Origin of the sequence: Intrasporangium sp. DVR (assembly GCF_040365325.1) — a bacterium.
GTDB lineage: Bacteria > Actinomycetota > Actinomycetes > Actinomycetales > Dermatophilaceae > Intrasporangium.
The window spans coordinates 296,668-303,653 of sequence record NZ_BAABZW010000016.1; the positions used below are offsets into that span (position 1 = coordinate 296,668).

Sequence of the window (6,986 nt, forward strand, 5' to 3'; positions counted from 1 at the left end):
CCGACCAGGGCGAGGTCCAGGACGGCAACAAGGACGACGGCGGCCAGAGCAACGGTTGAGTCCACGTGGGGCGGGGCTTGGCATAGGCTCCGCTCCACCGACGACACCGAGGAGGTCTGACTCTTGGCGCCGGACCTCGAGGCCACCACCACAGCAGCTATCGGCGGCGACCGCGACGCGTTGGAACGTATCTACGTGGCGTTGGCGCCCAAAGTACGCGGGTACTTCGCAGTCCGTGGGGCCGACGATCCCGACGGCCTTACGAACGAGGTATTCGTCCAGGTCATCCGTCGGATCAGCAGCACACGAGGTGGATGGGAAGGACTGCGGACGCTGGTGTTCTCGGTGGCGCACGCAAGGCTCGTGGACGAGCGCAGAGCCCGCGCGCGGCACCCTGCGCAGCAGCCGTTCGACCGTGAGGACGACGACCGTACGGTGGCTTCTGCGGAGCAGGTCGCTTTGGCCAATGTGGCCCACGAAGAGTTACTGGACCTTTTGGAGTTCCTCCCTAACGACCAGCGGTCCGTCATTCTCCTGAGGGTTTTGGCTGACCTGTCGATCAGCCAGACGGCCAGCGTCATGGCCATCTCGGAGCCCGGCGTCAAGAGGCTTCAGAGCCGGGGACTGAGAACCCTGAAAGAGCTCTTGGCCCCTTCTGTGGCATCACCGACGGGTTCGGGGACACGCAAATGAGTGGGAGGGACGAACGAGTGGAATCGCGCACCGTGACCGACATCGGCGACGACCAGGCCCTGGCCGACCCCGCCCTGGCCGATCTCTTTGCGGCCCTACGAACCGTTGGGTCGGACGCGACCCCGGACATCAGCGACGAGCTGCGCATCGCGATGAACGCCGTCGCAGCAACGGCCAGGGCTCGTCGACGCCGGTCGCTCATCAGGTTCAGTGCCGCAGGCTTGGTGTCCGCAGGGGTCGTGGCCGGCGGCCTGACTGCCGCCGCGGCCAACGACCTGCCCGCCCCCGTCCAGCGCGTGGTCTCGGTCATCGTAGGTAGCCTCACCCCGTTCGACCTGCCCAATCCTGACGAGCAGGGTCCCGTGGAGAACCAGCAGGACGGCCCTGCCGATGCGCCAGGGGATCAGCCAGGACAGGACTCGACAACACCGGGAACAACGGGCGGCCCCGACGAGGAGGGCGGCCCCTCCGGCCAGAACGGGGACGCCGAAACCGACGCGACCACTGACTCTGGCGGTTTGGGCGACGGCGACGCAGGGGCCGGACAGGATGGTCCGAACCAGGGCGCAAGCCAGGGGTCGAACGCCGACGAACCCGAGACCTCGAGTTCCGCAAGGGGCTCCGGGGGCCAGACGAACGGTTCGGGTCAGGGTCTGGACGCCGATGGAGGGCAATCCGGTTCGGATCAACGCCCCGGCACCGGTGCCGGCGACACTGATGACGGCGCCGTCGGTTCGGGCGCGAACGGCGCAGGCGACGGGTAAGAGAACGGAACTCTCGGCCCGACCGGCAAGACACACTCAAGAAGAAGGGAGCTCACGCTCATGGGTCTGCTCGGATTGGGGATCTTCCTCGCCATCGTTGGAGCGGTGCTGAGGTTCGCTGTGACGACGGAGGCTCCGCACATCGACCTCAAGAAGGCCGGTCAGATCCTGCTCTACTCAGGAATCGCGATCGCAGCACTCGGCCTCGTCCTCGACATTGCTGACCTGGGACAACACTGATCAGCCTGAAAATGCCCCCTGACGACCGCGGGTGCCTCGTCGTTCCCTGGGGCCGGGGTGCGGTGGGGTGCGCGCAGGGCGCGAAGCGCCCGGAGCGCGGGGCCCCCATCGCGGGCCCCCGGACCTCAGCGGCGCGAAGCGCCGCCTTGATCCCTTAGAGCCGGAAGCAGCAGAGGACGCAGTGGAATCCGCTCGTCTACCGGGGCCTGACTAGCGCAACGAGGGACGGCGCGAGGTAACGGTTTTCGGCAGGTGAGAGCGCAGTCCCGGGCGAGACGCGCCGGGCCAAGCAGACCGTGTGTCCAGACGCGAAAGATGGCGTGCCACCACTTGAGGATCGATAGGGCCAGACGCGTGCGCGCCTGCACGAGGGCTGCACGATTGTCTGGTCCGACGATGGCAGCCCAGAGGCCGAGATCCTGGAGGCATGCACGCTCGGTGGCATCCCACAGGGCCGTTGGCGGGTCTTGGTGGGTCTTCTCCCCCGTGAGGATCGTGAGGTCTCGGTAGCGACCAGATGCAGACGCCCATGAATCGAGGGTGGCGAGCAGGCCCGGCCAATAGGGGTCGGTGCCTACGTCAGCCAGAAGATCGGCCACGTAGCCCTTGCCAAGAGCTCGGGCCTTCGCCGTCAGGGGCGGGTGGACAAAGCCCTCCAGGGCAATGAGGTCATGGCCGAGCTTCTGAAGCTGTTTCGCGGAGGGAAACGGCTGACCCTGATGAGAAGCGCTGAGGCCGAACGTGAGCTTGAGGATGCGCTCCACCCCAGAAGCCATGCACGTGAAGGACGTCGCAGGCTCGGACGCATACCAATTGGGCTCGATGATTTGGTTGAGCCCCACCGCGAGGAGCTGCGTGGCGGTGGTGATCTCATTGACCAGGTGGAGTCCGAAGACAATGTCCGGGTGCGGTTCATTGGTCATGCGTCGAGGGTAGGTGGCTGAGGTGAGCAAGCAGACTTGCGGTCAAGGAGGCGCATTGGCCCCTGACGTCGTGGGGACGGTCCCGGGCCTGTCCTATGGTGTTGCCATGAGAGGGGCTGGTGACACGCTGAGTGTGGGCGAGCGGATCGCCTTCTATCGTCGCCGTCGTGGACTGACGCAGGCGGTCCTTGCGGGTCTAGTTGGCCGGTCTGAAGACTGGCTCAGCAAGATCGAGCGAGGCGATCGACCGCTGCGCCGGTTGGACGTATTGGCTGAGTTGGCGAAGGCCCTGCGGGTGACCGTTGGCGATCTCCTAGGTCAGCCGATGCTGATGGAAGACGAGGCTCAACGCGACGATGACGTCCCAGCAGTTCGCGATGCCTTGATGGCTCCGCGTCGACTGTCACGGGTTCTCTTCGGCTCCGAGCAAGGTACGAGCGTCGATGCCTCAGCGACCGCTCGGGCCGCCGAGCACTGCTGGGCGGACTTCCAAGCGGGCCGCATTGGCCGTGTGGTGAACGCTCTTCCGTCGTTGATCACGTCGGCCCAGGCGCTAGAGGATTCTGCAACCCCGGCAGCCCGCGACGGCTGGGCGGTTTCGGCAAGAGTGCATCACCTCGCCGCGTCCACCATGTCGAAGATCGGTGAGGGCGACCTGGCGTGGATCGCGGCAGAGAGAGCGATGCAGGCCGCGGACCAGTCCGATGACCCGCTTGTGCTGGCCTCGGCAGCACGGTCGGGAACACATGCCCTCCTGTCCGTAGGTCGATACGACGACGCGATGCAGCTCGGGCAAACCGCGGCCTCCTGGCTAGCCGGACAAGTAAAGAGCGGCGACGAGGAGGCTTTGAGCCTGCTCGGGATGCTTTTCCTGCGCTCTGCCGTCGCGGCGGCACGCCAGCAGGACCGGGGCGAGACGCGCGTCTTGCTCGGACAGGCCCGCGAGGCGGCCGAACGGCTCGGACGAGACGTGAACCATTGGCAGACCGGGTTCGGTCCCAGCAACGTGCGGCTTCACGAGTTGTCCACGTCCTTGGACCTCGGCGACGTCGCCGAGGTCGTCGAGCGTGGCCCGTCGGTTCGCATCGACGCCTTACCCGTGGAGCGCGCTGCGACTCATCAGATCGACATGGCCCGGGCATTGAGCTACGTGGCACGCGATGAAGAGGCCCTGACCGCCCTGGTCGATGCCGAAGCCAAGGCTCCGCAGTTGGTTCGCCATAGCGCGGCGGCTCGGGAGACGCTGCGCACCATGTACCGCAGGACACCGGCCACCTCCCAGCGGGCAGCGCCGATGCGCGCCTTGGCCGGCCGCTGTCGGGCCGTGGAGTGAGCGCCTTTGCAATCGTCGCTGGGGCAGCCGGTGGCGTCGAGTCCATCGCGCGTGAACTGGTCAAACCGTTGGTTGACCGGGGGCACGTTGTCGGAGTGACCCTTACCCCGACTGCAGCCACGTGGCTACAGGCTTCGGATCTCATCCGCGAGCTCGAGAATCTGACCGGCCTTCCCGTTCGGTCAACTCCTCGCCTGCCATCGGAGAAAAGTCCACACCCCAAGCCCGACGTCTACGTGGCCGCGCCACTGTCTGCCAGCAGTGTGGCCAAACTAGCCTTGGGCATCGCCGACAACCAAGCGTTGACATCCCTCTGTGAAAACGTGGCCACGACTCCGATGGTGCTGTTCCCTCGGGTGAACGCCGCACACGCCCGACAACCGGGATGGGCTGGGCATCTGGCCGCGCTTCGCTCGGTCGGGGTGCAGTTGATTTACGGCGACGACGTGTGGCCCCTCGCGGAACCTCGGACCGCAGACCCCGGTCGTGCGCTCCCGTGGGCGGCAATTATCCAGGCGGCTGAAGACTCCCTGTAGGCACACGCGCGTCGCCTGTTTCACAAACCCGGACAGTTTGTCCGGGTTGGCCCTTGCCCGCGGCCTTCTGATGGTTTCACTAGCCCGACCAACGGGCTCGCGGAGTTGAGAGAAGGATGCGCCATGACGTTCTACGCGGTGGAGAGCAAGCGGCAGTCGATGCGGTCGACAGGGATCGTGAACGAGGTTCGGGATTGGGTCGACGGCCCGGATGGGAAGCGTCGCCCGGGCGAGACCCAAGCCCGCGACGAGGACACGGGGATGCCTCTGTGGGAAGTCGAGGTCACCTACCGGCAGCAGGCCTTCGGGCGGGAGTCGTCCACGACGGCGTTCGTGCGGGTCGGGTCGGGTGTGCAGCCGGTGTTGGGTGAGTTCGAGCCGGTGTCGTTCCGGGGGCTGACGGTCGAGGTCCGGGTGAACAAGGCCGGCGGGCTGAGCGAGTCCTGGCGGGCCGAGGAGCTGGACGACAAGGCCAGCGGCTCGACCGGTACTGGCGCGGGCACCTCGGCGTCCTCGACGGGTAAGGCAGCGTGATGCTTGGCTCGACGGTCACCCTCGACCAGGTCGCGCAGGCCCTCGGGGTGACCACGGATGAGGGGATCGTGGAGCGGCTGGCCCCGGTCGCCCGGCGCCTCGACGCGGTCGTGGCGCTGCTTGGGGAGGTCCGCGCCGATCTGGCCGGGTCGGTGCCGAACGCGGACCAGACCATCGCGGTGGCAGCGGGGCACTTGCAGGACGCGGTGGTGTACGTGGCAAACACCTACCGGGCCGCGGAGGCGCATCAGCGGGGCGAGTGGTGATGAAGTCCCTCATTCGACTCCTGTCGGGTTTCGCGGAGGTGGGGCGTGAGGTGTGGTGGGTGGCTCGCTGCTTGCCACGCCTCGCCCTGCTCCTCCTCGTCGCCACGGTCGGGCTGTGGGTCGCCGGGCACCACGTTCCCGCGGTTGGGTCCGGCCTCGGGCTCGGGCTGCTGTTCGCGTGGCCGCAGCTGCACTGGTCCTCGTGGCTGGACGTGGCCGACCTCTCCACCCAACGTCGCCACCACGACCACTGGGTCCGCACCTGCGTCGCGGTCGGGCTGTCGGTGCCGGGGCCCGACGCCGCGAGCGGTGGCCCTCGACGACTGGTGCCACGGCTGCGGAAGAACCGCTGCCGGGACGGTGTCGAGATCATCCGGCTCCGGTTCGCCTCCGGTCAGACCCTGGACGACGTCGACCGTGCCGCACCGGCCCTGGCGGCGGCATGGGGTGCTCACGCGGTCCGGGTCGCACCCGACGGACCGTCTGGCGCGCTGCTGACGTTGGCGCTGCGGAACCTGCTGGCCCGCCCCACCGCCACCCCCATGCCCACGGAAGTCCTCGCGGGTCACCCGTTGGAGAGGGTCGAACTCGGCCGCGCCCTGTCCGGGAGCCGGTGGACAGCGGACGCCAGGATCCACACCCTCATCGCGGGCATGACCGGTGCCGGGAAGGGCTCGGTCATGTGGTCCCTGATCGTCGCCCTCGCCCCCGCCGTGCACGCCGGGACCGTGCGGCTGGTCGGGGTCGACCTCAAGGCGGGCATGGAACTGACCCACGCTCCCGGGCTGTTCTCCGCGCTGGCCACCACACCGGAGCAGGCCGTCGCCGTCCTCGAGCGCGAAGCCGACCTACTCACCAAACGGGCGGACCGAATGGCCGGACAGGCCCGCGCCCACCAACCCACCGCGGCCGATCCGCACGTGCTGGTCGTGGTCGACGAGTTGGCCGCGCTGACGGCGTACATCAGCGACGCGCAGCTGCGCCGCCGCGCCGACACCGCCCTTCGCGTGTTGCTGACCCAGGGCCGTGCGCCCGGGTGGTCGGTTTGGGGGTGGGTGCAGGACCCGCGCAAAGACACCGTCCCGATGCGGAACCTGTTCCCGCAGATGGTTGGGCTCCGGCTCAAGGACTCGTTCGAGACCGAGATGGTTCTCGGGGACGCGGCGACCAAGACGGCGCCGTGCCACCGCATCGACCCCCGCCACCCGGGCACCGGGTTCGCCGTTGCCGAGGACGGGTCGGTGTCCAAGGTGCGCGCGCACTACGCGAACGACGACCTGATCCACGCCGTCAACGGCGCCTACCCGACCGTGCACCGGCTGCCCGCCGTGTCGCTGGCACCATCGCCGGACCCGTACGGGCTCCTCCGCGGCATGCCAACGAATGGCACGGATGCCGCCGACACCCGCGGCCCAGCCGCTGACTCACTGGAGGCCAAGACTCGGAAGCCACGCAAGCCGCGCGCTCCTCGCGAGTCGACCAGGGCAGGCGAGTCGGCATGACCCTCAACAGGTCCGCACGGCTGGGCCAGGTGTTCGAGGAGGCGGCCGACACCGCCGCACGTCACCCACTGGGAGCCTTGGCGTGGCAGACCCTGGCCGCCTGCGGTGCCCGTGCTGACCTGCCGTGGACGGCTGACCAGGTGGGACCGTGGGAGGCTGAACCGGCACGGGTTTGATGCCGCATCGTTTCCGGTC

Annotated in this window: 9 protein-coding genes; 8 read left to right on the forward strand and 1 reads right to left on the reverse strand. The window is 68.1% G+C overall.

The window, feature by feature from the left end; all coding sequences use genetic code 11:
* The first annotated feature begins 123 nt into the window (after nucleotides 1–123).
* From ABWV20_RS13450 to ABWV20_RS13460, 3 genes are read left to right on the forward strand one after another with little or no spacing between them, the layout of a single operon-like run.
* The gene (locus tag ABWV20_RS13450; RefSeq protein ID WP_353355834.1) at nucleotides 124–693 is read left to right on the forward strand and encodes an RNA polymerase sigma factor; all 570 of its coding nucleotides are present in this window, start codon (nucleotides 124–126) and stop codon (nucleotides 691–693) included.
* Between the two features lie 17 nt (nucleotides 694–710).
* The gene (locus tag ABWV20_RS13455) at nucleotides 711–1,457 is read left to right on the forward strand and encodes a hypothetical protein (protein ID WP_353355836.1); all 747 of its coding nucleotides are present in this window, start codon (nucleotides 711–713) and stop codon (nucleotides 1,455–1,457) included.
* 60 nt (nucleotides 1,458–1,517) lie between these two features.
* Nucleotides 1,518–1,697, forward strand: a complete 180-nt coding sequence (locus ABWV20_RS13460; protein WP_353355838.1) for a hypothetical protein — start codon at nucleotides 1,518–1,520, stop codon at nucleotides 1,695–1,697.
* A gap of 125 nt (nucleotides 1,698–1,822) precedes the next feature.
* On the opposite strand, the gene ABWV20_RS13465 is transcribed toward ABWV20_RS13460, so the two are convergent.
* Nucleotides 1,823–2,620, reverse strand: coding sequence for a hypothetical protein (locus tag ABWV20_RS13465; protein WP_353355840.1), 798 nt, complete (start codon nucleotides 2,618–2,620; stop codon nucleotides 1,823–1,825).
* Between the two features lie 22 nt (nucleotides 2,621–2,642).
* Between ABWV20_RS13465 and ABWV20_RS13470 the strand changes: the two genes are divergently transcribed.
* The 5 genes from ABWV20_RS13470 (at nucleotide 2,643) to ABWV20_RS13490 (ending at nucleotide 6,791) form a co-directional block, all read left to right on the forward strand.
* Entirely contained in the window at nucleotides 2,643–3,953 is a 1,311-nt protein-coding gene (locus tag ABWV20_RS13470; RefSeq protein ID WP_353355842.1) for a helix-turn-helix domain-containing protein, read from the forward strand.
* A complete protein-coding gene (locus ABWV20_RS13475; RefSeq protein WP_353355844.1) occupies nucleotides 3,950–4,489 on the forward strand; it encodes a flavoprotein in 540 nt (179 codons plus the stop codon). The genes ABWV20_RS13470 and ABWV20_RS13475 overlap by 4 nt, the downstream gene beginning before the upstream one ends.
* A gap of 123 nt (nucleotides 4,490–4,612) precedes the next feature.
* The gene (locus ABWV20_RS13480; RefSeq protein WP_353355846.1) at nucleotides 4,613–5,023 is read left to right on the forward strand and encodes a hypothetical protein; all 411 of its coding nucleotides are present in this window, start codon (nucleotides 4,613–4,615) and stop codon (nucleotides 5,021–5,023) included.
* Nucleotides 5,023–5,289, forward strand: a complete 267-nt coding sequence (locus ABWV20_RS13485) for a hypothetical protein (RefSeq protein WP_353355848.1) — start codon at nucleotides 5,023–5,025, stop codon at nucleotides 5,287–5,289. Before ABWV20_RS13480 ends, ABWV20_RS13485 begins: the two co-directional genes overlap by 1 nt.
* The gene (locus ABWV20_RS13490) at nucleotides 5,289–6,791 is read left to right on the forward strand and encodes an FtsK/SpoIIIE domain-containing protein (RefSeq protein WP_353355850.1); all 1,503 of its coding nucleotides are present in this window, start codon (nucleotides 5,289–5,291) and stop codon (nucleotides 6,789–6,791) included. Before ABWV20_RS13485 ends, ABWV20_RS13490 begins: the two co-directional genes overlap by 1 nt.
* Nucleotides 6,792–6,986: the final 195 nt, after the last annotated feature.

Coding starts and splice junctions, on each gene's coding strand:
- ABWV20_RS13460 (WP_353355838.1), top strand. CDS start 1,518: ATGGGTCTGCTCGGATTGGGGATCTTCCTCGCCATCGTTGGAGCGGTG.
- ABWV20_RS13485 (WP_353355848.1), top strand. CDS start 5,023: ATGCTTGGCTCGACGGTCACCCTCGACCAGGTCGCGCAGGCCCTCGGG.
- ABWV20_RS13490 (WP_353355850.1), top strand. CDS start 5,289: ATGAAGTCCCTCATTCGACTCCTGTCGGGTTTCGCGGAGGTGGGGCGT.
- ABWV20_RS13480 (WP_353355846.1), top strand. CDS start 4,613: ATGACGTTCTACGCGGTGGAGAGCAAGCGGCAGTCGATGCGGTCGACA.
- ABWV20_RS13465 (WP_353355840.1), bottom strand. CDS start 2,620: ATGACCAATGAACCGCACCCGGACATTGTCTTCGGACTCCACCTGGTC.